General features: G+C 62.0%; 22 protein-coding genes, 1 tRNA gene and 1 other RNA gene. 13 read left to right on the top strand and 11 right to left on the bottom strand.

Annotation, left to right across the window (positions count from 1 at the left end; translation table 11 throughout):
• Positions 1–136: 136 nt before the first annotated feature.
• Positions 137–1,810 carry a dihydroxy-acid dehydratase gene (ilvD, locus tag FVE66_RS10765; RefSeq protein ID WP_151447439.1) on the bottom strand — a complete coding sequence of 558 codons (1,674 nt, stop codon included), beginning with the start codon at positions 1,808–1,810 and terminating at the stop codon, positions 137–139.
• 137 nt (positions 1,811–1,947) lie between these two features.
• On the opposite strand from ilvD, the gene FVE66_RS10760 reads away from it, so the two are divergent.
• The 5 genes from FVE66_RS10760 (at position 1,948) to FVE66_RS10740 (ending at position 7,048) form a co-directional block, all read left to right on the top strand.
• Complete coding sequence (locus tag FVE66_RS10760; RefSeq protein WP_151447438.1) at positions 1,948–2,844, top strand: LysR substrate-binding domain-containing protein; 897 nt, start codon at positions 1,948–1,950, stop codon at positions 2,842–2,844.
• Positions 2,845–3,645, top strand: a complete 801-nt coding sequence (gene lgt / locus FVE66_RS10755; RefSeq protein ID WP_151447437.1) for a prolipoprotein diacylglyceryl transferase — start codon at positions 2,845–2,847, stop codon at positions 3,643–3,645.
• A gap of 55 nt (positions 3,646–3,700) precedes the next feature.
• The gene (locus tag FVE66_RS10750) at positions 3,701–4,666 is read left to right on the top strand and encodes a Bug family tripartite tricarboxylate transporter substrate binding protein (protein ID WP_151447436.1); all 966 of its coding nucleotides are present in this window, start codon (positions 3,701–3,703) and stop codon (positions 4,664–4,666) included.
• A gap of 65 nt (positions 4,667–4,731) precedes the next feature.
• Complete coding sequence (locus FVE66_RS10745; RefSeq protein ID WP_151447435.1) at positions 4,732–5,505, top strand: enoyl-CoA hydratase/isomerase family protein; 774 nt, start codon at positions 4,732–4,734, stop codon at positions 5,503–5,505.
• 28 nt (positions 5,506–5,533) lie between these two features.
• A complete protein-coding gene (locus FVE66_RS10740; RefSeq protein ID WP_151447718.1) occupies positions 5,534–7,048 on the top strand; it encodes a malonate--CoA ligase in 1,515 nt (504 codons plus the stop codon).
• 140 nt (positions 7,049–7,188) lie between these two features.
• Here FVE66_RS10740 and FVE66_RS10735 read toward each other — a convergent pair whose 3' ends face one another.
• The 6 genes from FVE66_RS10735 to FVE66_RS10710 form a co-directional block, all read right to left on the bottom strand.
• Positions 7,189–7,647 carry an EVE domain-containing protein gene (locus FVE66_RS10735; RefSeq protein ID WP_151447434.1) on the bottom strand — a complete coding sequence of 153 codons (459 nt, stop codon included), beginning with the start codon at positions 7,645–7,647 and terminating at the stop codon, positions 7,189–7,191.
• Between the two features lie 73 nt (positions 7,648–7,720).
• A non-coding RNA gene (ssrS, locus tag FVE66_RS10730) (6S RNA) lies at positions 7,721–7,899 on the bottom strand.
• Between the two features lie 174 nt (positions 7,900–8,073).
• A complete protein-coding gene (locus FVE66_RS10725; RefSeq protein WP_151447433.1) occupies positions 8,074–8,385 on the bottom strand; it encodes a cell division protein ZapA in 312 nt (103 codons plus the stop codon).
• Positions 8,382–8,600 (bottom strand): coiled-coil domain-containing protein, encoded by a 219-nt coding sequence (locus FVE66_RS10720; RefSeq protein WP_151447432.1) that lies wholly within the window; start codon positions 8,598–8,600, stop codon positions 8,382–8,384. Before FVE66_RS10720 ends, FVE66_RS10725 begins: the two co-directional genes overlap by 4 nt.
• A gap of 84 nt (positions 8,601–8,684) precedes the next feature.
• Positions 8,685–9,491 (bottom strand): DUF2334 domain-containing protein, encoded by an 807-nt coding sequence (locus tag FVE66_RS10715; RefSeq protein ID WP_151447431.1) that lies wholly within the window; start codon positions 9,489–9,491, stop codon positions 8,685–8,687.
• On the bottom strand, positions 9,478–10,635 hold the full coding sequence (locus tag FVE66_RS10710) for a glycosyltransferase family 4 protein (RefSeq protein WP_241673147.1): 1,158 nt from the start codon (positions 10,633–10,635) through the stop codon (positions 9,478–9,480). The genes FVE66_RS10715 and FVE66_RS10710 overlap by 14 nt, the downstream gene beginning before the upstream one ends.
• A 312-nt stretch (positions 10,636–10,947) precedes the next feature.
• Between FVE66_RS10710 and trxA the strand changes: the two genes are divergently transcribed.
• From trxA to FVE66_RS10685, 5 genes are all read left to right on the top strand, one after another.
• Complete coding sequence (gene trxA / locus FVE66_RS10705) at positions 10,948–11,274, top strand: thioredoxin TrxA (protein WP_151447430.1); 327 nt, start codon at positions 10,948–10,950, stop codon at positions 11,272–11,274.
• A 100-nt stretch (positions 11,275–11,374) separates the two neighbouring features.
• The gene (rho, locus tag FVE66_RS10700; RefSeq protein WP_151447429.1) at positions 11,375–12,640 is read left to right on the top strand and encodes a transcription termination factor Rho; all 1,266 of its coding nucleotides are present in this window, start codon (positions 11,375–11,377) and stop codon (positions 12,638–12,640) included.
• Between the two features lie 274 nt (positions 12,641–12,914).
• Positions 12,915–13,181: a type B 50S ribosomal protein L31 gene (locus FVE66_RS10695; protein ID WP_151447428.1), complete on the top strand. Its 267-nt coding sequence runs from the start codon at positions 12,915–12,917 to the stop codon at positions 13,179–13,181.
• 189 nt (positions 13,182–13,370) lie between these two features.
• On the top strand, positions 13,371–15,089 hold the full coding sequence (locus tag FVE66_RS10690; protein WP_151447427.1) for an ArnT family glycosyltransferase: 1,719 nt from the start codon (positions 13,371–13,373) through the stop codon (positions 15,087–15,089).
• A gap of 48 nt (positions 15,090–15,137) precedes the next feature.
• Positions 15,138–16,526 (top strand): MATE family efflux transporter, encoded by a 1,389-nt coding sequence (locus FVE66_RS10685; RefSeq protein WP_151447426.1) that lies wholly within the window; start codon positions 15,138–15,140, stop codon positions 16,524–16,526.
• Positions 16,527–16,536: 10 nt separating this feature from the next.
• On the opposite strand, the gene FVE66_RS10680 is transcribed toward FVE66_RS10685, so the two are convergent.
• The 3 genes from FVE66_RS10680 to FVE66_RS20605 are packed head-to-tail and all read right to left on the bottom strand — an operon-like array spanning position 16,537 to position 17,119.
• A complete protein-coding gene (locus tag FVE66_RS10680) occupies positions 16,537–16,752 on the bottom strand; it encodes a hypothetical protein (RefSeq protein WP_151447425.1) in 216 nt (71 codons plus the stop codon).
• A 20-nt stretch (positions 16,753–16,772) separates the two neighbouring features.
• Positions 16,773–16,991 (bottom strand): hypothetical protein, encoded by a 219-nt coding sequence (locus FVE66_RS10675; RefSeq protein WP_151447424.1) that lies wholly within the window; start codon positions 16,989–16,991, stop codon positions 16,773–16,775.
• Positions 16,991–17,119 (bottom strand): hypothetical protein, encoded by a 129-nt coding sequence (locus FVE66_RS20605; RefSeq protein WP_277753162.1) that lies wholly within the window; start codon positions 17,117–17,119, stop codon positions 16,991–16,993. Before FVE66_RS20605 ends, FVE66_RS10675 begins: the two co-directional genes overlap by 1 nt.
• 199 nt (positions 17,120–17,318) lie before the next feature.
• On the opposite strand from FVE66_RS20605, the gene FVE66_RS10670 reads away from it, so the two are divergent.
• Positions 17,319–17,405 (top strand) — tRNA-Leu (locus tag FVE66_RS10670).
• Positions 17,406–17,647: 242 nt separating this feature from the next.
• Here FVE66_RS10670 and FVE66_RS10665 read toward each other — a convergent pair.
• Entirely contained in the window at positions 17,648–19,531 is a 1,884-nt protein-coding gene (locus FVE66_RS10665; RefSeq protein ID WP_151447423.1) for a hypothetical protein, read from the bottom strand.
• Positions 19,532–20,086: 555 nt separating this feature from the next.
• Here FVE66_RS10665 and FVE66_RS10660 point away from each other — a divergent pair.
• Positions 20,087–21,007 carry a 5'-nucleotidase gene (locus FVE66_RS10660; RefSeq protein ID WP_151447422.1) on the top strand — a complete coding sequence of 307 codons (921 nt, stop codon included), beginning with the start codon at positions 20,087–20,089 and terminating at the stop codon, positions 21,005–21,007.
• A complete protein-coding gene (gene sugE / locus FVE66_RS10655; RefSeq protein WP_151447421.1) occupies positions 21,004–21,321 on the top strand; it encodes a quaternary ammonium compound efflux SMR transporter SugE in 318 nt (105 codons plus the stop codon). Before FVE66_RS10660 ends, sugE begins: the two co-directional genes overlap by 4 nt.
• Positions 21,322–21,357: the final 36 nt, after the last annotated feature.

Below are 21,357 nucleotides of genomic sequence, written 5' to 3'. Positions count from 1 at the left end.
CCAGGCTGCATTCGCGAGCCAGTGCATCGCGAATGCAGCCTGGACCTCGTCCGCGGACCGGCCTGCAAGTCGGTCCGCGGAAGGCGCGAGACAGCGCCTCCCGAAACCCCGTCCTTGCTTCGTCCTTGCTTCGTCCTTAACCCGTCGTCGCACCCTTGCTCGCAGGCGATGCCAGTGCTGCATATTTGGCAAGCACCCCGCGGGTGTAACGCAGCGCCGGCGCTTTCCATTCGGCACGGCGGCGAGCGATCTCCTCGTCCGCCACATTCAGCTGGATCAGCTGCTGGTGCGCATCGATCGTGACTGAGTCGCCTTCCTTGACCAGCGCAATCGTGCCGCCCGCAAATGCCTCGGGCGCGACGTGTCCTACCACCATGCCCCAGGTGCCGCCGGAGAACCGGCCATCGGTGATCAGGCCAACTGACTCGCCCAGGCCCTTGCCGATCAGTGCCGACGTCGGCGCCAGCATTTCCGGCATGCCGGGTCCGCCCTTGGGGCCGAGGTAACGCAGGACCAGCACATCGCCCGGGTTGATCTTGTCGGCCAGGATCGCGTCCATTGCGGTGTACTCGTCCTCGAACACCCGCGCCGGACCGGTTATCACCGGATTCTTGAGGCCGGTGATCTTGGCCACGCAACCCTCGGGCGCCAGATTGCCCTTGAGGATTGCCAGGTGGCCCTGCGCGTACAGTGCCTTGTCGATGGTGCGGATCACGTCCTGGTCCGCGCGCGGCAGGTCGGGAATGTCGGCCAGTTCCTCGGCCAGCGTGCGGCCGGTGATGGTGATGCAGTCGCCATGCATGAGGCCGGCATTGAGCAGGAGCTTCATTACCTGCGGTATGCCGCCGGCACGATGCAGGTCGGTGGCGACGTACTGGCCCGAGGGCTTGAGGTTGCAGATCACCGGAACGCGCAGACGGACGCGCTCGAAGTCGTCGAGCGTCCATTCCACCTCGGCTGCATGCGCAATCGCCAGGTAGTGCAGCACGGCATTGGTTGATCCGCCGGTTGCCATGATCAGCGCCACGGCATTTTCGATCGACTTGCGGGTGATGATATCGCGCGGCTTCAGGTCTTTCTTGATCGCTTCGACCAGCACCCGCGCGGATTCGGCAGCCGAACCGACTTTCTCGTCATCCGGGTTGGCCATGGTCGACGAGTACAGCAACGCCATGCCAAGCGCCTCGAATGAGGACGACATGGTGTTGGCGGTGTACATGCCGCCGCAGGAACCGGAACTCGGGCAGGCGTTGCGCTCGATCCCTTCAAAATCTTCCTGCGACATGCGGCCGGCGGTGAATTCGCCAACCGCCTCGAACGAGGACACGATGGTCAGGTCATGACCCTTCCAGCGGCCCGGCTTGATGGTGCCGCCATAGACATAAATGCTGGGAACGTTGGTGCGCGCCATCGCGATCATGCCGCCCGGCATGTTCTTGTCGCAGCCGCCGATCACCAGGCAGCCATCCAGCCACTGGCCGTTCACCACGGTTTCGATGCAGTCGGCAATCACCTCGCGCGAGATCAGCGAGAACTTCATGCCTTCGGTTCCCATCGACATGCCGTCGGAGATGGTCGGCGTGCCGAATACCTGGGGATTGGCGCCGGCTTCCTTGGTCGCCTGGATGGCGATGTCGGCCAGCTTCTGCAGTCCGGAGTTGCAGGGGGTAACCGTCGAATGCCCGTTGGCAATGCCAACCATCGGCTTGTCGAAATCCGCTTTCTCGTAGCCCAATGCGTAATACATTGAGCGGTTGGGGCTGCGCGCCACGCCCTGCGTGATGTGCTTCGAGCGAGGGTTGTTTGCCATGTTGCCTCCGATGGAATGCGTGTTGTCAGTGCCGGGCAGTCCGGCGAAGACCGCTACATTGCCTTGCGCATGCCACGCTGTCAAATATATCATTCACGCTTGATCAATATATTCCACGAATCAATCCCCCCTCCGATATGCCGATCGAGCTGCGCCAGTTGCGCCATTTCATTGCCGTGGCCGAAGAAATGCATTTCGGCCGGGCGGCGGCGCGCCTGCACATGACCCAGCCCCCACTGTCGCAATCGATCCGCGCGCTGGAGACGGATCTCGGCACGCCGCTGTTCCTGCGTACCAGCCGCAGCGTCAGCCTGACTGCCGCCGGCCTCGCCCTGCTCCCCGAATCGCGCCGCCTGCTGCAGCAGGCCGAGGCGCTTCCGGATATGGCGCGGCGGGCAGCCGCCGGCGAATCGGGCCGGCTTACGGTCGCCTTCGTGTCGATTGCGGACTACAGCGTGCTGCCGCAATTCCTGCGCCGCTTCGGTCAAAGCCACCCGCAGGTCCAGATCGAACTGCGCGAGGCTACCAGCGACGTGCAGTGGGAAGACCTGGCGGCCGGGCGCATCGATCTCGGCTTGTTGATCCCGCCGCTGCCCGACAAGCTTGCCGACCAGCTCGACTACCAGCCGGTGCTGTCTGAACCGCTGGTGGTGGCGGCACCGGATGGGCTGAAGGCACTCCCGGCGCGCGGACCGGTTTCCCTGGCCGCGCTCGCCGGCCAGCCGCTGCTGGTGTTCCCGCGCCGCATCGCGCCATCCTTTCATGACGCAATCCTGTCCTGCTTCCGCCAGGCCGGCATCACGCCGCACATCGGGCAGGAAGCGATCCAGATGCAAACCATTGTCGCGCTGGTGTCGGCAGGAATGGGGATAGCGCTTGTGCCACAATCGGTGTCGAACCTGAAGCGGCCCGGTGTGACCTACCGCGCCCTGCGCGAGCCGGCGCCGATGATCGAAACCGGCTTCGCCTGGCGGCGCGACAATCCCTCGCCTGTACTGCAGGCATTCCTTAAACTGCTGAAAAGGAAGTACTGAATGCTGATCCATCCGATGCCTGATCCGATCGCGTTTTCGATCGGACCGCTAGCCGTACGCTGGTATGGCCTGATGTACCTGCTCGCCTTCGTGCTGTTCCTCGTGCTCGGACGCATCAGGATGAAGCAGCCGCATATCGCCGCGGCGGGCTGGAAGAAGGAAGACCTGGACGACATGCTGTTCTATGGCGTGCTCGGCGTCGTCATCGGCGGCAGGCTGGGCGAAGTCCTGTTTTACCATCCGATGTACTACCTGTCGCACCCGGCGGAAATCCTCGCCGTATGGAAAGGAGGCATGTCCTTCCATGGCGGCTTCCTGGGCGTCATGGCCGCCATGCTGCTATGGGCGCGCAAGAACGGACGGCGCCTGATGGACGTGATGGATTTCATCGCCCCGCTGGTGCCGCTTGGCTATGCAGCCGGCCGGCTCGGCAACTTCATCAACGCCGAACTGCCGGGCCGGTTGGCAGACGCTTCGCTGCCATGGGCCATGATCTGGCCCAACGTGGACCAGTTCCCACGCCATCCGTCGCCGCTCTACCAGGCGCTGGTCGATGGCGTGCTGCTGTTCGTCGTCGTGTGGCTGTTCGCGCGCAAGCCGCGCCCGACAATGGCGGTGTCCGGCGTGTTCGCGGCAGGCTACGGCGTGGCGCGCTTTTTCACCGAATACTTCCGCACGCCGGACTATGAAGTCACACTCGGCCCGCTGGTGATTTCAGCGGGCCAGATGCTTTCGGTTCCGATGATCGTCCTGGGAATTGTTTTATTATTGACGGCCTACAGAAAACCTCCCGCAAGCTGACGCATGCAGGGAGGCCCGGATTCCGATGTCCGGACAACATAATATGGAGACACACATGAAGCTAAAAAAACTGCTCCTGCTGAGCGCAGGACTGCTAATTGCTGCGCATGGCCATGCCCAGTCCTGGCCGAACCGGGCCGTCACCCTGGTCGTACCCTTCCCGGCAGGTGGCGGAACCGACGCCTTCGCGCGTCCGCTGGCAGCGCAACTGACGAAGCAACTCGGCCGGCAAGTCATCATCGATAACCGTGGCGGCGCCGGCGGCACCATCGGTGCAGCCATTGCGGCCAAGTCCGCCCCCGACGGCTACACCTGGTTCGTCGGTGCTGCGCACCACGCCATCGCACCCTCGATCTATCCGAAGCTGGAGTACGACATCGAGAAGGATTTCGTGCCCGTCGCACTGCTGGCGACCCCGCCGCAGGTAATCGTGGTCAATCCGCAGCGGGTGCCGGTGAATGACCTGAAGGGATTCCTGGATTACGCCCGAAAGAATCCGGGCAAGCTCAATTACGCATCGGCCGGCAATGGCACATCGCATCACCTGGCCGGCGAACTGTTCAAGATCCAGACCAAGACCTTCATCACACATATCCCCTATCGCGGCGCCGGCCCTGCCTTGCAGGACCTGATCGCGGGCCAGGTGGACGTGATGTTCGACGGCCTCGGATCATCGGCCGGCCATATCAAGGGCGGCCGCATCAAGGCGCTGGCAGTTGCGGCGCCACGCCGCTCGCAGGCATTCCCCGACGTGCCGACCACGGCCGAAGCAGGCGTGCCGGGCTACGAGGTATCGACCTGGTATGGATTGTGGGGCCCGAAAGGCGTGCCGCCGGAAATCGTCGATAAAATGGCGGCCGAGGTGCAGAAAGCGCTGGCCTCGCCCGAACTCAAGACTTCGTGGACCAGCAACGGGTCGGAAGTGCCAAACGTGGTGCGCGGCCAGTTCGGCACCATGGTCACCTCGGAAATTGCACGTTGGGCTACCGTGGTCAAAGCGGCAAAAATCAAGCTCGACTGAAGCGCGTAGTAGCGGCTCAATCAGCAGCCGGCCAGTGCCGGCTGCTATTTTTTTCGAGTGCAAAAATGTCAACGATACAGGTAGAAGCCCGGGAACGCATCGCCACCGTCACGCTGTCCAATCCGGGCAAGCTGAACGCGCTGGACGTCAAGGCCTGGCAGGGGCTGGCGCGCATTTTTTCAGAGCTGTCGGCTGACGATGATCTGCGTTGCATCATCCTGCGCGGAGAAGGCGGCAACTTCGCTGCGGGCGCTGACATCGAAGAATTCCCCGATGTGCGCTTCACCACCGAACAGGGTATCCAATATCACACCGTCACGATCGCCAATGCGCTGCACGCGGTCCTGCATTGTCCGCATCCGACCATTGCTGCAATCGAAGGTGTCTGTGTCGGTGGTGGCATGGAACTGGCAAGCGTGTGCGATTTGCGAATTGCCCACAGCGCATCCCGCTTCGGCATTCCGATCAACCGCCTCGGCTTTCCGCTGGCGCCCGGCGAGATGGTCGGCCTGCTGCAACTCGTGGGCCGTGCTGTCACGCTGGAAATCCTGCTCGAGGGCCGGGTCTTCGGCGCGGCCGAAGCGATGCAGAAGGGCCTTCTCAACCGCATTGTGGAAGATGTGCCCGATGAAGCGTGGCGCAGCGCCCAGCGCATTGCGCAGGGCGCGCCGCTCGCTGCGCGTATGAACAAGCAGCAGGTGCGCCGCCTGTCACCGGTGGCCGCACCATTGACCGATACCGAACTGCGCGCCGCCTTTGCCTATTTCGAATCCGACGACCACAAGGAAGGCATACGAACTTTCCTCGCCAAGACCAAGCCTGTATTCACCGGCAAATGACAGCCAACAACACAAAATGAACGACAACCTGAACGCTAATCTCTACGCACTGTTTGCATCCCGCTTCCCCGCCGACCGCAGCGCCTGCTGTATCGAAACCCATGACGGCCACTACTACTCGTGGGACGACCTGGAGCGCGCCAGCGCGAGGATTGCCAACCTGCTGGCCAGCCTCGGACTGGAACCGGGCGAGCGCGTTGCCGTGCAGGTGGAGAAATCGCCGGAAGCGCTGATGCTGTACCTGGCGACGATACGCGCCGGACTGGTGTACCTGCCGCTCAATACCGCCTACCGACAGTCCGAGATCGATTACTTCCTCGGTGACGCCGAACCGGCTGTAGTGGTCTGCTCGCCGGCGAATTTCGGCTGGGTCGCGCAAAGCGCGTTCAAGTCGGGCACCAGACATGTGTTCACGCTGGATGAACTGCACAACGGCCGCAACAGCGGCTCGCTGCTAGAGCGCGCCGCCCACCATCCGGACCAGTTCCAGACGGTGCAGCGGGCCGGCGACGACCTTGCCGCCATCCTCTACACCTCCGGCACCACCGGCCGTAGCAAGGGCGCGATGCTGACCCACCGCAACCTGGCATCCAATGCCGAGGTACTGCACCGCTTCTGGCATTGGCAGCAGGACGATGTGCTGCTGCACGCGCTACCGCTGTTCCATGTACATGGCCTGTTCGTGGCATCGCATGGCGCGCTCTACAGCGGCAGCAAGATGATTTTCCTGCCGCGCTTCGATTCCGCGCAGGTCATGGAGTACCTCGGCCGCTCGACGGTATTCATGGGGGTGCCGACTTACTATGTGCGGCTGCTGGCGGATCCGCGATTCGGACGTGAAGCCTGCCGCAACATGCGCCTGTTCATCTCCGGCTCGGCGCCGCTGCTGACGGAAACCTTCACCGATTTCCAGTCCCGTACCGACATGACGATACTGGAGCGTTACGGCATGAGCGAGACAGTGATGCTGACCTCCAACCCGTATGACGGCGAACGCCGCGGCGGGACCGTCGGCGTGCCTCTTCCAGGTGTTTCAGTGCGGGTGGTGAACGCCGGGGGCGAGAATTGCGCAGTTGGCGATATCGGCGACATCCAGGTCAAAGGCCCGAACATCTTCCCGGGCTACTGGCGCATGCCGGAAAAGACCGCCGAGGAATTCACTGCCGATGGCTATTTCAAGACCGGCGATGTCGGGCGCTTCGACCACGACGGCTACCTTTCCATCGTCGGACGCAGCAAGGATCTGATCATCTCCGGTGGCTACAACGTCTATCCCAAAGAGATCGAATCGGTGATCGACGAGATGGACGGCGTTGCAGAATCTGCGGTGATCGGCGTGCCGCACCCGGATTTCGGCGAGGCGGTGAATGCGGTGGTGGTGCTGAAGCCGGGTGCAACGCTATCCGAATCGGACGTGATCCAGTCCCTGAAAGCGCGCATCGCCAATTTCAAGGTGCCGAAGCGGGTGCATTTCGTCCCCGAACTGCCGCGTAACACGATGGGCAAGGTGCAGAAGAATGTATTGCGGGACCGGTACGCGTAAGCGGTGATGCTCGGGGAGTGAGCGTGAATTTCATTCAGCCGTAGCAGCGGCGTCAACGGCGGATCGACTTTATAGCTCCCTCCCTTTCAAGGGGAGGGAGCGTTCGTGGCGGACGCCGGTCCATGCAAAAAAGGCAGAACTCAAGCAAGCAACTCCCGCACCGCATCCCACTCGCCTTGCGTCACCGGCGTGATCGACAAGCGGTTCCCCTTGCGCAGGATCACCATGTCGGACAGCGCCGGATGCGCGCGCAACTCGGCAATCTTCAACAAGCGCGTCTTGCGCATCGCCCGCACATCGACCAGCAGCCAGCGCGGCTCTTCTTGCTTCGCCTTCGGATCGTAATACGGACTGGCCGGATCGAACTGGGTCGGATCAGGGTAAGCGCCGCTCACCACTTCAGCGATACCGGCAATCCCCGGCTCGGCGCAACTGGAGTGATAGAACAACACCCCATCCCCCACCTTCATCCGGTCCCGCATGAAATTACGGGCCTGGTAGTTGCGTACCCCGGTCCACGCCACCGTGCTCGCCGGCGCGGCCAGCGCGTCGTCGATGCTGACCTCATCCGGCTCCGATTTCATCAGCCAGTACTGCATCCCGAGCTCCCTGCAAGCGCGCATGGCGACAGCAAAAAAAAAAGCGGCTGCATCGGATGCAACCGCTTTGGTATGAATTCCCGCCAGTGCCGCTTTGCCGGCATCCTGAACCTTAAGGTTCAAGGCGGCCGCAGTCACATCAACTTTGGGTTCGTCGGACTAGCGACGATCACGCCCGTCGACTTTATTCCGCAACCTATGCACTACAAAGGTTCAAGGAATATATGGCAATGGCGAACACGGCAGGAGATTCAAAGTCTACCCGATTCATTCGCGATGTCAAACGCTTCCGCAATCTCTTTCGCTTAATATTCCGCGAACTTTTTAAGGCGCCGGCACAGGCATGCAATCGGGCAATCGGCGACTTGCGTTTGCAGGTGAATGCAAGTAGCAGACCGCGGCAGCAGGCACGGCAATCGCCAATGCTCAGAACAGATTTTCCTGCGGCGTGAGCGCCTGGTCGAGCTGCTCGTGCATCCCTGAAATCACTTGCCTCATCTGTGCGATCGATACCCCCGACAAGGGGCCATCTTCCGCCTTGGTGGCGAGCAGTTCTGCCGCGATGCCCAAGGCCGCAATGACGGCAATGCGGTCATTGCCGCGCACCTTGCCAGCGTCGCGGATCGCGCACATCTTCTGGTCGAGATAGGCGACCGCTTCGAGCAGGGCCTGCTCCTCGCCTTCCTTGCAGGCCAGCTTGTACGCCTGCCCCATGATGGAAACATCGATCTGGGTCATGCGGCCTCCTGCTGCGGATTCGGCACAGCAGGAATCTTGTCGAGCAGCAGGGCAACCCGCTGGTGCGCCTCCTGCATCCGGCGAGCCAGGTCAGCGTTGTCACCGGTCAGCGAAGCGCATTTCATGCGGAGTTCGGCATTTTCCGTGCGCAGTGCATGGGTCAGTTCCGCTAATTGACTGACTTTCTCGGAGAGGGCGAGGAATTCGGAAATCATCCCGCCACTATAGAGGGGCGAACAAATTTCCGTCAACAGAATAAGGAGGCGAAGTGAATTGCCAGATTGCCAAACCACACACATTCACACCGGTTTGCCGGCCGCCCACCACTTTGTGGACAAATATTCATCATCCGGGGCGGCCGACCAGCGCGATGCGAACGCGGACTTGGTCATGGCTTGCCGCCTTTGCAACAGTTTTTCAAGCAAGCGCTGGCAATGAAGAACGGTCGACGGGCGGTTGGCGTCACGCGGATGCAGGCCCAGGCGCAGCAGCGGCGCGTCGCGCAAGATCCTGGCGACTGCGTCATTACCCGAACGTGAGAAGGCGCTGCCCCATCCGCTGCGGGCGCTGTAGACCAGGCTGGGCGCAAACAACGAACGTCGCTGCTGCAGCAGGTAGATCCGCGAAAAGCTCGTGGTATAGCGGAAGGGAAATTCTTGCAGCGCTTGCCAGCTGCCCTCCGACATGAGCCACGCGGGTGCAACGAAGCCATCGACCGGCCAGCCCTGCCGGGCGAACCATTCCAGGCCCCAGCCCAGGCGCTCGCGGGCCTGTCCGACATCGAGCCCGGCGAATTCGCCCTCGCCTTGCGTGTAGATCTGCCGCCAGAAGTACGCCCAGGAGCAGTCGGGCCTGCGCCCCTCGTCCAGATGGGTATAGCCGTGCAGGGCAAGCTCGCTGCCCTGTGCCATCTGCTGGCGCAGCGCAGCGAAGCAGGCATTGTGATGCTCGCCTTGGCAGCGGTGGTGATACGCCGGCACTACCAGCAATGTGAGCGGTATCGGCGCCACCTGCCCGATCGCGTCGATCAGCTTCTCGCACAATGGCCAGGTCGCCGGTGCGACGTCGTGTATGGCCACGCACAGCGCGCGTTCAGATCCAGCCATCGCTCGCCTCCCGCTCGATCAGGCCGCCGCCCGCGGCATTGAGTACCCTGGCATATTGGCGCAAGAACTGCGGCATGATGACCTGCCAGTCGTAAAGCCGGCTGACCCTGGCGCGCGCTGCGTGGCCCATGGCCGCCATGTCGCGCGCGTACAGGCGCCGGATGCCCTGCGCCAGGGAGCCCGTGTGATTCGGATCAGCCAGGACTCCGCAACTGTCGTCGATCAGTTCGGCCACGCCGCCGGAGCGCACGCCGACCACCGGTATGCCGCTCGCCATGGCTTCCAGCACGATCAGGCCAAAGGTCTCGCCATCGCCCGGATGCACCAGCGCGTCGCAGCTGGCAAGCAGCCGTGCCAGCTCGCGATTCGTCTGGAACGGGAGACAGGTGACGCTGGACGAACGGCGCTTTCCCATGCTGCCGCCAATCATCAGCAAATGGTAGGGCGGCCCCAGGTGCTCGACTGCGTCAACCAGCAGCGGCAATTTCTTTTCACGGGTGAAGCGCCCGGCATAAACCAACAGGCGGGTGTTGTCCGGCAGGCCCAGTTCCTCGCGCAAGGTGCTGCTGCGACGCATGGGATGGAATATGCCAGTGTCGACGCCGAGCGCTTGATGCCGCACCTGTTCGATACCGATGCTGTGCAGCCGTTGTACCGCAGCGCGGCTTGGCGCCAGCACCAGATCGAAATCACGGTACAGGCGGCGCAGGTAGGCGATCGCAGCAAAAGATGCCGCGCCGCCGAATCGCTGCTGCACCACACGCGGGAGATCGGTGTGGTAAAAGGCGATCGCCGGGACGCCGAGAGCGCGCTTTACCCGCAATGCGGTCCATGCAAACTGGTATGGGTCGCCGACTTCGATCAGGTCCGGGCGCAGCGTGGTCAGGACGCGCTCGGCACGGGCCGTGGACAGCGGAATCCGGACGCCCATGCGACCGGGAATCCGGATTCCCGGCACCGCGATCAGGCCATGCCCGTCACGCGCCGTCCTGCTGCCCGCGCCCGGCGCGATCACGGTATGCTCGATGCCACGCCGCTGCGACAGCCAGTTGGATTTGGCGGACAGATAGGTGCGTACACCACCGCTTTCGGCGGGATAGAACATGGTGATGTCGACGATGTGCACGACCAGCCACCAGGTCAAGGGAGGAGATCGATCCACAGTATCGAAGCCGCCAGGAAATACCTTGACACCTGTCAAGCCGGTCCATCGCGCTCTTTATGCCAGTTCGCTCAAACCTGCGATCGTGAGCGTCCTGACATCAGTCGCCACACATTTTTGAAAAATCGGTTATGATCATTCCAATTCCCCGTCGTACCACCTCTTGAGCCCCGTTCAGATCCTTCCCTTGAACAGCTTGATGTCGAGTGATCTGCCGCCCCGACCGGCTATCGTCGGGAAACAACAAAAGCCCCCCTGCGGTACATGACTCCATTCCCCTCAATTGAGGAAACCATGAGTGAAAATATCAAACACATCAGCGACGCATCATTCGATTCCGACGTGCTGAATTCCGACAAACCCGTGCTGGTCGATTTCTGGGCCGAATGGTGCGGTCCGTGCAAGATGATTGCGCCGATACTCGAGGAAGTCGCAAAGGAATACGACGGCCGGATCCAGATCGCAAAAATGGACGTCGACGCCAACCAGGCCATACCAGCCAAGTTCGGCATCCGCGGCATTCCGACGCTGATCCTGTTCAAGAACGGCCAGGTCGCAGCACAGAAAGTCGGCGCAATGGCCAAGGGCCAGCTTACCGCCTTCATCGACAGCAACATCTGAAAAGACGCAAGCGGCGGCACGCCCGTGCCGCCGTTCCGAAGACTCCACCACACCGCAGTCCCCTCCCCCACCTAACATTCCCGTCCCGGGACACAAACACATGCACTTATCCGAACTGAAGGCAATGCACGTCTCTGCCCTGCTAGAGATGGCAATTGGCCTCGACATAGAAAATGCCGCGCGCTTGCGCAAGCAGGAACTGATGTTCGCCATCCTGAAAAAACGCGCCAAGTCGGGCGAACAGATTTTTGGCGATGGCGCCCTGGAGGTGCTGCCGGATGGCTTCGGCTTCCTGCGCTCGCCAGACGCCAGCTACATGGCATCGACTGACGACATCTATATCTCGCCGTCGCAGATCCGCCGCTTCAACCTGCACACCGGCGACTCGATCGAAGGTGAAGTCCGCACCCCGAAGGATGGCGAACGCTACTTCGCGCTGGTCAAGGTGGACAAGGTCAACGGCGAATCGCCGGAGGCATCGAAGCACAAGATACTGTTTGAAAACCTGACGCCGCTGCATCCCAGCAAGATGCTGCACCTGGAACGCGAGATGCGCGGCGAGGAAAACATCACCGGCCGCATCATCGACCTGATTGCGCCGATCGGCAAAGGCCAGCGCGGATTGCTGGTAGCGTCGCCGAAGTCCGGAAAATCGGTGATGCTGCAACATATCGCTCACTCGATCACGACCAATCATCCCGACGTAACGCTGATCGTCCTGCTGATCGACGAACGCCCAGAGGAAGTGACCGAGATGCAGCGTTCGGTCCGTGGCGAAGTGGTGGCATCGACCTTCGACGAACCGGCGACCCGCCACGTGCAGGTTGCAGAAATGGTGCTCGAAAAAGCCAAGCGGCTGGTCGAAATGAAGCGCGACGTCGTGATCCTGCTGGACTCGATCACCCGCCTGGCACGCGCCTACAACACCGTGATCCCGGCCTCCGGCAAGGTGCTGACCGGTGGTGTCGATGCCAATGCGCTGCAACGGCCGAAGCGCTTCTTCGGCGCCGCCCGCAACATCGAAGAAGGCGGCTCGCTCACCATCATCGCCACTGCCCTGATCGAAACCGGCAGCCGGATGGACGACGTGATCTATGAAGAATTCAAGGGCACCGGCAACATGGAAGTGCATCTCGAGCGCCGCCTGGCCGAGAAGCGCGTGTACCCGGCAATCAACCTCAACAAGTCCGGCACCCGCCGCGAGGAATTGCTGATCAAGCCCGACCAGCTGCAAAAAATCTGGGTCCTGCGCAAGCTGCTGTACAGCATGGACGAGATCGAGGCGATGGAATTCATCCTCGACAAGATCAAGGCGACCAAGACCAACGCCGAGTTCTTCGACATGATGCGACGCGGCGCCAGCTGAGGACGGTAATTCGCGGCGCATGCGCCGCGCCGTCCGGATCGGTTCCGCTTGCAAGCGGAACCGTGGGGGCCGCAATCCGGTTGTGCGTGCAGTCGCCGCTGCGGCTACCCAAGCAGTGAACGCATAAGCAAAAACCAACACCCCCTCGAAATAGACCTCGATTTTCGGTATAATCCCGCCTTTCCCCAACCGGGCAAGTGAACGTCAATCGGGTCAGGAAGCAATGTTGACCGACGAAGTGGCGATTGGCTACCCAACCATCCGAGGCTAGTAAATGAAAGAAGGCATTCACCCGAACTATCGCGAAGTCGTGTTCCACGACCTGTCATGCGATTTCAAATTCGTCACCCGTTCCACCGTGCAAACACGTGAAACGATCGAACACGAAGGCAAGACCTACCCGCTGGTGAAAATCGAGGTGTCGTCGCAATCGCACCCGTTCTACACCGGCAACCAGAAGATCGTCGACACCGCCGGCCGCGTCGAGAAATTCCGCCAGAAGTTTGCCAAGCTGGGCACACGCGGCAACAAGAACGTCTAAGTATCGTGGCATTCCGGGAAAGGCAGCTTAGGCTGCCTTTTTTGTTGCCCGGCGCTACCATGGTGCCGTCCGGGCCACGCGTCAATGCCGATTCAATGCCGATTCAATGCCGATTCAGACGCGTCCCTGTGCCTTTTCCGGCACAATAGGCACCAATCACAATAAGCCGAGAAGGCAGCCTTTCTGCAGATGAAGCCCGTCCGACTCCCCGCCTCCGCCACGCTCGCGCTGCCGCGCTGGGGAATCATATCTCTGTGCCTGCTGTACATCCTGCCCGGCCTGATCCGGCGCGACCCGTGGAAATCCGATGACGCAGCCGGGTTCGGCATCATGTGGACCATGGCGCACGGCGGCCTTCAGGACTGGTTGCTGCCCAACATTGCCGGCATGCCGATGCCCGAGGAAGGCCCGCTGGCGTTCTGGCTGGGCGCCATCTTCATCAAGCTGTTCGGCTGGCTGGTGGGCGACCCGCTGGCCGCGCGCATCTCGACCATACTTTTTTTCCTGATCGGCGCCACGGCAGTCTGGTATGCCACCTATCTGCTCGGCCGGCGCACGGAGGCGCAGCCGCTGAAGCTGGCCTTCGGTGGCCAGCCGGCACCGAAAGACTACGGCCGCACCCTGGCCGATGGCGCACTGCTGATCTACCTCGGCTGCCTGGGCCTGCTTCTGCGCAGCCACGAAACCAGCGCCGAAGCACTGCAGGTGTCATTGGTCTGTGTGGCCATGTATGGCGCCATCCGGCTGTTCGATTCCGGCTCGAAACGTGGTGCCGCGACCCTTGGCGTAACGCTCGCCCTGCTGGCGCTGACCCGTGGCTTTGTCGTTCCCGCCACAATCGCTGCCGCGCTGCTGATACCAGCCGCCCTAGCCGATCGGCCGGTATTGCGCAGGTTGCTGCTGATGTCCTGCCCCCTGGCCCTGCTGATCATGGGAGCGTGGTTCTTCGTGCTGCGGGCATGGAGCCCGGAGAGCGGCGCGTTGACAATGGAATGGCTGGAATGGAATGCCGGGCAACTGGGCGCACCGGGCTTCCACAACTTGGCTTACCTGCTCAAGTACGGCATCTGGTTCACGTGGCCAGCCTGGCCGTTCGCACTATGGGCGGTCTATGCCTGGCGCCACCAGGCAAGTGCCTTGCACATCCGGCTGCCGCTGGCAGTGCTGGCGGCGGTGATCCTGCTGGCGCTGGTCAATCCGCATTCGGACGAATCGATATTGCTGCCGCTGCTGCCGCCACTGGCGATACTGGCCGCATTCGGCCTGCCCACGATGAAGCGCAGCGCGATCAACGCCGTCGACTGGTTCTCGGTCATGACCCTGAGCACCTGCGCCATCTTCATCTGGGTGGGATGGATTGCCAAGCAGACCGGCTGGCCGCATCAGATCGCCAGGAACGCGTTCAAGCTTGCTCCCGGATTCCAGCCCGAATTCAACCTGATTGCGCTCCTGATCGCCAGCGCTGCCACGATCGCCTGGATCCTGCTGGTGCACTGGCGCATTTCGCGCCGGCCAACGGTATTGTGGCGTGCCGTAGTACTCTCCTCCGGTGGCGTCATCCTGTGCTGGCTGCTGCTGATGACACTGTGGCTGCCCTGGCTGAATTACGGCAAAAGCTACGCCGGTGTTGCACAGCAGATCGCGGGCAAGTTGCCCAAGGGCGGATACTGCGTGGATTCCAACGTCGGCCCGGCGCAGCGCGCCTCGTTCGCCTATTTCGGCCGGGTCGCGTTCTCGCGTCCGGGGCAGGAATCCTGCCGCTACCTGCTTCTGCAGGACAGCCTTTCAAAGCGAAACAGCCGGCAACTGCTGCAGCAACATGAAGGCGAATGGAAACTATTGTGGGAAGGACGCCGTCCATCCGATCGCGACGAACGTTTCCGTCTTTACCAGCGCGGATCCCGATAACACCGGGCAGGAGCCCAGTATCGCGCCCCCGCCCGACCTGTCGTTGCCATGACCTCGTCCCAACATTTTTCTCAGCACGCCCGACGCATCGGAACGCTTGCCTGGCCACTGCTGATCGGCCAACTGGCAGTGATCTTCAATGGCGTGATCGACACCGCAATGACATCGCGCTATTCGTCGGTGGACCTGGCTGCGCTGGCGATCGGGGGCTCGGTCTACGTCAGCATTTTCGTCGGACTGAATGGCGTGCTGCAGGCGCTGTCACCCATCATCGGCCAGCTGTATGGGGCAAAGCGTCATGCCGAGATCGGCGAGGAAACCAGGCAGGGCCTGTGGCTGGCGCTGGCACTGACGCTGGCAGGTGGCCTGTTCCTGCTGAATCCGCAACCTTTGCTGTCGATTGCCCGCGCTTCCGGCGAACTGCAGGAAAAAGTCACCACCTACCTGCAGGTGCTGGCCTTCGCCTTGCCGGCAACCATGGCCTTTCGGGTCTATGCGTCGCTGAACACAGCAGTGGGACGGCCCAAGATGGTGATGTTCCTGCAGATTGCCGGGCTGTTCCTGAAAGTGCCGCTGAATACGCTGTTCATTTTCGGCGGACTGGGCTTGCCGGCTTTCGGCGGTCCCGGATGTGCGATGGCGACCACCGTCATTGCCTGGCTGATGGCGCTCTCCGGTTTTGCACTGCTGCGGTTCTCGCCGCATTACCGGCAGTTCAGGCTGTTCGACGCCGGCTTCACCAGGCCGCGATGGAAGGCCCAGCGGACCCTGCTCAAACTCGGCATCCCGATGGGACTGAGCTACCTGATCGAGGTGACCGCCTTCACCTTCATGGCGCTGTTCATCGCCCGGCTTGGTCCGGAACCGGTTGCCGGGCACCAGATCACGGCCAACCTGAGTACGGTGCTCTACATGTTGCCACTGTCGATCGCGAATGCCACCGGCACGCTGGTGGCACAGTCCATCGGGGCCGGCCGACTGCAGGATGCGCGGCGCATCGGCCGGGCCGGGATCATGCTCGCGGCCGCATTGTCATCGACGATCGGCATCGCGATCTGGCTGCTGCGCGAGCCGATCATCCATGCCTACACCCCGGACGCACGGGTGTTTGCCGCAGCACTACCCTTGTTCGTGTTCATCAGCTTTTACCAGTTGTTCGATGCAGTACAGGTGACGACCGCTTTCGTCTTGCGGGCATATCGGGTCGCGATCGTGCCGACCATCATGTACGCGGTGGCGCTGTGGGGCGTCGGACTTGGGGGCGGCTACCTGATGGGCCTGGACCCCTTTGCCATCATGCCCGAAGTGCTGCGCGGCCCCGCCGGGTTCTGGCTTGGCAACAGCGTCAGCCTGGCGGTAGTCGGCGCCGGCCTGCTGTGGTACCTGTATCAGGTGCAAAAGAAGGTAGAGGAAGAAGATAAAGAAAAACGCGGCTGAGCGCGCAATCCTACAGCTTCGCCAGCAGCCGATGAGCCAGTGCCTTGGCTTCCTCCAGTGCTTCCCCGGGGGTATCGGACACGGCGTCGACCAATTGCGGTTGCGCATCGCCTGATCCGCCTCCCTGCTGCGTGATCAGCACCACGCCCTGGTACTTGCCGTCAGGCAGGCGCTGTATATCCGCTTCCGCCTTCCAGTCCCGCTTGGTGTAGGTCACTGCAGCCATACGCCGGCCTCCCGGAGTGCTCAGAATTCATGCTCGCGCAGCGCGCGCTCGGCCCGTTCCTCTGCCGCCCGCAATGCTTCCTCCTCGGACGGATACATGCCGGCCGGAATATAGGTTTCCGCCACCTCGGGCTCGCGGGTCAGGCGCACGAACACCTGGGCCTCGTACCACCCTCCCGGATGCGGCGCGGTATCCGTTCGTGCGATATGCGTTCCGCTTTGCAGAATGCGGCCTGGCATCACCAGCCTCCTGTTGCCAGGATCATGCTCGGATTGTGATCCGGAACCGGCTGATCGTCGGGTGTCGGATTGCCTGGCTCGGGCACCGGATCATCGTCCTCGGTCGGCTCGTTGTCAGGTGTGGGCATGGGCGCTCGATGCATGATCGGTCCTGGGATTGGAAAACAGCATTGCATGCGAATTGGACGACCCGGATCGCCGTTTTGTTCATGAACGGGAGTAGATGATTCGCAACGTCGGCGGTCGTCGCAATGCCTGCTGATTCCGTGCGACAAGCTCTCTGTGGTTGCCCCGGCGCGACAAATCGCGGATAATCCTGCCTGCGTTGCCGGGATGGCGGAATAGGTAGACGCACGGGACTCAAAATCCCGCGCTGGAGACAGCGTGCCGGTTCGATTCCGGCTCCCGGCACCAAGGTGAGCAACGTACTACCCCTCTTTTGCTCGCTTCTCCTGCAAAATCAAGCACTTCCCTCTCCTTGCACTTCACTGGCACTTCCGTGAAACAACGCCCTGCTGGCAGCTACTGGTCAAGCTGACGCCTGAGTGCATCAGATCTGGTCACCGCCGAATCGGCTGTCAGCCAGCCGCGGCATCAGGGACGTCGCGAGGCGCCTGACAGCCTCCTCGCCTTGTTGCGGTAGCCCGTGACCTCTTTCAGGAATTGGACGGCCAGTAAAGTTTTTCCGCAAAGTGATCATCCACAACACTGCGCCTGCGCTCGGCTTCAACCAGCACCAGCTTGCGCGCAAGGTGAGCGGCCGAGCCCACCTCTCCTCCTGGCGGCAGGCCCGGGTCGGCCATCGCCTTGGCGAAAGCGTGGTAATCGAGCCCGGCGAACAACGCCTTTGCGGCTGTGAAGTTTTTGCTCTTGTCGCTGGATAACGCGTTCGCCGCGAACCCCGGGGTCGCAATCAGGTCCTGCACCCGCCCAAGGTAAGCGGAGGGTGTCAACGCCTTCTCCTTGCCACTTGAGTCGACCCGGAATGGTATGCCGATCGCGCCGGCAATTGCCCGCTTCAGATAGAGAATCCGGTCGTCGCCCTTCATCGCGCTGGCAGCGTCGCAAAGAGTCTGGATCTCGAACGGCGACATGCCTGATGCCTGCAACAAGCGCAGGACTGCGCCGGCTTCTTTGCTTATGTGCCGGTCAGATTGCTGTGGATCTTCCGGTTTGGCGAGAAATGAGATTGCCGCATCCAGCCTCAGCCATTCTGCGCGGTCGCCGCGCCCGATCATGTCGCTCAACTCATGCGACATCAGATGCAGCCCGACATAGGCATTCCTGCCTGCGTCGACCAATGGGACCCGGACCGCCCTTCTGCCCGCATTGAAAAGGCCGCCCCGTTCAACCGTGATCGCAATGGCCCTCCTCGATTTCATATCCGTTTCGCGCATGAAGCTGCGCAGTTGATCCCGGCTGTGCGTGGCAATCAAGGCCTGGGCCTGCATCTGGCTGCGCTTGCCATGCCGCTCCGAGCGGGCATTGCGCACCGTGCGTACGGCGACATAGGCCAGGTAAGCTGCGCTCAATGCCGCGGCGGCGGCTGCCACCACGATGCCGGCCGTCAGCACCGCGGTGCCGACCACGGCAGCAAGCCCCAGCGAAAGCATGACGCCACCGGCAATGCCGAAAGCCATGTTGCCGCTGGCCTTGGCGAACTGTAACCTCGCGCCTCGCTTGACCCAGTTCGCAAGCCGTTCCTGGCGGCGGACCTCGCCCGCGCAGGCCTGGAAAATCCCACTGACGGGAAGCTCCAGGTCCGCGTTCTTGCGCTGGTATCGCCACGATTCGAGCTTGGCGAGTTTCTCGCCCAGCGTGTGCGACTTGCGGCGCCCGCTTTCCAGCGCTGCCTTCGCGCCTATCGCTTCGAAAGGGCCCACTGCCGCAGCAAGGAAAGGGCCAACCGGGCTTGCGGCGGCAGTGCTTGCACCAGCGCCGATCACGCTCACGATGTTACTGCTCGTGCTGATTGCATAGCGGGCCACGGTGGACGCTGCCTGATGTTGCTCCAGGCCCAAGTCCGAAGTACCCGGGATCCAGCCATCCTTGTCCTTGTGCAGTACCAGCTTCGCTGCGGCCGTGAACTTGCGGTATGCCTTCGCAGTTTCTGCATTGGCGGCCTCGGGATTGTTCACATGCACGCGCGCCTTCTCAAGGCTCTCGGTCATGTCCTTGATCGCGGCCTTCTTTTTCTTGCGTATGTTCTTGAACCTGATGGTGCTGGCCGCAAGCGCGACGCCATTCAACGCAACGCCAGATCCCGATGCGCCAAGGTCAACTTTCGAGCCCAGCTCGGCTGCTTGGGCGCCACCAGGAATGTTCTTCACCGCCTTTGCCAGTCCCGCTGCCACCTTCGTCGCAGAGGCCACGGAATTCGCGGACAGGTTGGCACCAGTGGTTCTTGCATGTGTCAAATTGCTTGCGGCCTTGCTGGCCTTGCGTGCATGGGATTTCGAGAGGACCTCATAGATCGGCGCGTCATCCGGGCCGCTGACACTCAACTTGCCTTTCTCCGCCCGCCGCTTCAGATAGTCCATGGCTTGCTTGAATGCTGGCGCTACAGCCTTGCTTGCCTCTGCAAATTTCGGCCTGACTGGCTGATTGCCGGCTTCGATTTGATTGTGCGGGCGCTGCTCGTTTTTCCTGATCGTGTGTTGCTCGTTGATGGCCATTCCCATAAAGCCCCCTGTTCCGCAATTACGCCATGCCAATGGCTAGAAGTGCGGTCTTTGTCACTCGGCCCACGCGGGTGTTCCGGTGATCGGACAAATTGACCATTTATTAGTGTGGTGCAATGCAGCGTAGTCGAGGAGCTCCAGCCGATATACGGATGATGCGAGCGATGTGCGGTGCAACGTTTTGGCCGACCCACCTCTGAAAAGTTAATGATCCTTACGGCCGCCGCCAAATTTTCCGTGCTCGGCCACGTCCACTGCTGTCCAACCCGCCACGGCCCACCCCCGCCGCTGTCCACCCTGGCGACTCTCCACCTTGGCCACTCTCCACCGTGGCCACTCTCCACCGTGGCCACTCTCCACCCCCGCCACTATCCCCCCCTATAATGGCTGCTTGCGCACAAAGCCGGACCACCTATGCCCGTATCGCTCGATAACCTGCTCGTGGTGGGAATTTCCTCACGAGCACTGTTCGACCTCGAAGCTGAAGAAGATATTTTTCGCAGTCAAGGCCTGGACATGTACCGCCGCCACCAGATCGAACACGAAAACGAGGTATTGCCGCTGGGCGCCGGCTTCTCGCTGGTGAAAGCGCTCCTGAAGCTCAACGAACTGACCCACAACCGGCGCTTCGCCGAAGTGGTCATCATGTCGCGCAATTCGTCCGAGACTTCGCTGCGGATTTTCAATTCCGTCAGCCACTACGGGCTCGATATCACCCGGGCGGCGCTGTCGGGAGGCGCTTCGATCGCGCCCTACCTGCAAGCCTTCAACGTCAGCCTGTTCCTGTCCCTGCACGAAGACGATGTGCAGGCGGCGATCGATTCCGGCACAGCAGCCGCGCTGCTTTACCAGAAGCCGGAAAATGCCCTCGAAGAACTGGACCAGATCAGGATTGCGTTCGACGGTGACGCAGTGATCTTTTCGGACGAATCGGAGCGCATTTACCAGACCCAGGGCATAGAGGCATTCGAGAACCATGAACGCGAGAATGCGATGAAGCCCTTGCCCGAAGGCCCGTTCGCCCGGTTGCTGAAGGCGCTGTCCTATATCCAGCAAAACTGCCGCACGCCGGACAGCGGACGGCCACCGATCCGCACCGCACTGGTCACCGCGCGCTCGTCGCCGGCCCATGAGCGCGTGATTCGCACGCTGCGGGCATGGGACGTGACCATCGACGAAACCTTCTTCATGGGCGGGGTGGCGAAATCGCAGGTGCTGGCTGCCTTCAAGCCCCACATCTTCTTCGATGATCAGGCCGGGCATTGCGACCGCGCGTCGCCACTGGTCCAGACCGGCCGCGTACCATTGCGCAGTGCGCTGACGAGCAAGACATGAGCTGGATCCTGTTGGTCATCGCCGGCCTGTTCGAGATCGGCTGGGCAATCGGCCTGAAATACACCGAAGGTTTCACCCGCTTCTGGCCCAGCGTGGCGACGCTGGCCGCGATGGCGGTAAGCCTGGGCCTGCTCGGCATTGCCATGCGCGAGCTTCCGGTCGGGACCGCTTATGCGGTGTGGGTTGGCGTCGGTGCTGTTGGAACCGTCGCACTCGGCATCCTGCTGTTCGGCGAATCGGCCAGTGCGGGACGCCTGCTGAGCGTCGGACTGATCGTGGCCGGCATCATCGGGCTGAAGCTGGCTTCTTCCTGATCAGCCCCGGCGCAGTGCGGCCAACAAAAAAGCCGT

This window comes from Lacisediminimonas profundi (assembly GCF_008831265.1).
GTDB lineage: Bacteria > Pseudomonadota > Gammaproteobacteria > Burkholderiales > Burkholderiaceae_D > Lacisediminimonas > Lacisediminimonas profundi.
This window is presented reverse-complemented; position numbering and strand designations above follow the sequence as displayed.

Coding starts and splice junctions, on each gene's coding strand:
- FVE66_RS10725 (WP_151447433.1), bottom strand. CDS start 8,385: ATGACCCAGATCGATGTTTCCATCATGGGGCAGGCGTACAAGCTGGCC.
- FVE66_RS10715 (WP_151447431.1), bottom strand. CDS start 9,491: ATGGCTGGATCTGAACGCGCGCTGTGCGTGGCCATACACGACGTCGCA.
- FVE66_RS10680 (WP_151447425.1), bottom strand. CDS start 16,752: ATGGCTGCAGTGACCTACACCAAGCGGGACTGGAAGGCGGAAGCGGAT.
- FVE66_RS10675 (WP_151447424.1), bottom strand. CDS start 16,991: ATGCCAGGCCGCATTCTGCAAAGCGGAACGCATATCGCACGAACGGAT.
- FVE66_RS10720 (WP_151447432.1), bottom strand. CDS start 8,600: ATGATTTCCGAATTCCTCGCCCTCTCCGAGAAAGTCAGTCAATTAGCG.
- FVE66_RS10750 (WP_151447436.1), top strand. CDS start 3,701: ATGAAGCTAAAAAAACTGCTCCTGCTGAGCGCAGGACTGCTAATTGCT.
- FVE66_RS10735 (WP_151447434.1), bottom strand. CDS start 7,647: ATGCAGTACTGGCTGATGAAATCGGAGCCGGATGAGGTCAGCATCGAC.
- FVE66_RS10685 (WP_151447426.1), top strand. CDS start 15,138: ATGACCTCGTCCCAACATTTTTCTCAGCACGCCCGACGCATCGGAACG.
- trxA (WP_151447430.1), top strand. CDS start 10,948: ATGAGTGAAAATATCAAACACATCAGCGACGCATCATTCGATTCCGAC.
- FVE66_RS10690 (WP_151447427.1), top strand. CDS start 13,371: ATGAAGCCCGTCCGACTCCCCGCCTCCGCCACGCTCGCGCTGCCGCGC.
- FVE66_RS10695 (WP_151447428.1), top strand. CDS start 12,915: ATGAAAGAAGGCATTCACCCGAACTATCGCGAAGTCGTGTTCCACGAC.
- FVE66_RS10745 (WP_151447435.1), top strand. CDS start 4,732: ATGTCAACGATACAGGTAGAAGCCCGGGAACGCATCGCCACCGTCACG.
- rho (WP_151447429.1), top strand. CDS start 11,375: ATGCACTTATCCGAACTGAAGGCAATGCACGTCTCTGCCCTGCTAGAG.
- sugE (WP_151447421.1), top strand. CDS start 21,004: ATGAGCTGGATCCTGTTGGTCATCGCCGGCCTGTTCGAGATCGGCTGG.
- FVE66_RS10665 (WP_151447423.1), bottom strand. CDS start 19,531: ATGGACTATCTGAAGCGGCGGGCGGAGAAAGGCAAGTTGAGTGTCAGC.
- FVE66_RS20605 (WP_277753162.1), bottom strand. CDS start 17,119: ATGCCCACACCTGACAACGAGCCGACCGAGGACGATGATCCGGTGCCC.
- lgt (WP_151447437.1), top strand. CDS start 2,845: ATGCTGATCCATCCGATGCCTGATCCGATCGCGTTTTCGATCGGACCG.
- ilvD (WP_151447439.1), bottom strand. CDS start 1,810: ATGGCAAACAACCCTCGCTCGAAGCACATCACGCAGGGCGTGGCGCGC.
- FVE66_RS10660 (WP_151447422.1), top strand. CDS start 20,087: ATGCCCGTATCGCTCGATAACCTGCTCGTGGTGGGAATTTCCTCACGA.
- FVE66_RS10760 (WP_151447438.1), top strand. CDS start 1,948: ATGCCGATCGAGCTGCGCCAGTTGCGCCATTTCATTGCCGTGGCCGAA.